This is a genomic window from Campylobacter sp. 2018MI10 (assembly GCF_018501175.1).
Lineage (GTDB): Bacteria > Campylobacterota > Campylobacteria > Campylobacterales > Campylobacteraceae > Campylobacter_E.
The window spans coordinates 1-489 of the sequence record NZ_JAHCZD010000074.1 but is presented as its reverse complement, the minus strand read 5'-3'; the positions used below and the strand labels follow the sequence as shown (position 1 = coordinate 489).

General features: G+C 32.7%; 1 pseudogene. It reads right to left on the bottom strand.

Annotated features, from left to right (window positions below):
* A pseudogene (locus tag KJR01_RS09720) lies at positions 1-489 on the bottom strand (aconitase family protein); the annotation flags it as partial.

The following is a 489-nucleotide window of genomic DNA, read 5'->3' as shown; positions in this document are numbered from 1 at the left end:
CTCCACTCACACCCTGCCTCGATAAAAATCTTATCAAGTCCTAAATTTTCAGCTTCTTTTCTTACTTGCATTGAACCAGGCACGATTAAAGCTTTAACATTTTTATGAATTTTGCGCCCTTTTAAGATATCAGCAGCTATTTTAAGATCTTCTAAACGCCCATTTGTGCAAGATCCTATAAATACAATGTCGATTTTTACCCCTTCTATAACTTGATCTTGCTCTAAATTTACATAAGATAAAGTATCAAGTAAAGATTTTTGCTCTCTTTGATTTTTAAAATCACTTATTTTTGGAATTTTTTCATCTATGCCAATCACTTGCGAAGGATTTGTTCCATAGCTAATTTGTGGTTTTATCTTGCTTACATCTAGAGTAATACTCGCATCATATTTTGCTCGTTCATCACTTCTTAAACTCTTCCAATACTCACATTACTTTCGTAATTCTTTTCCTTTAGGTGCAAATTCCTTTCCCTTACTATACTCA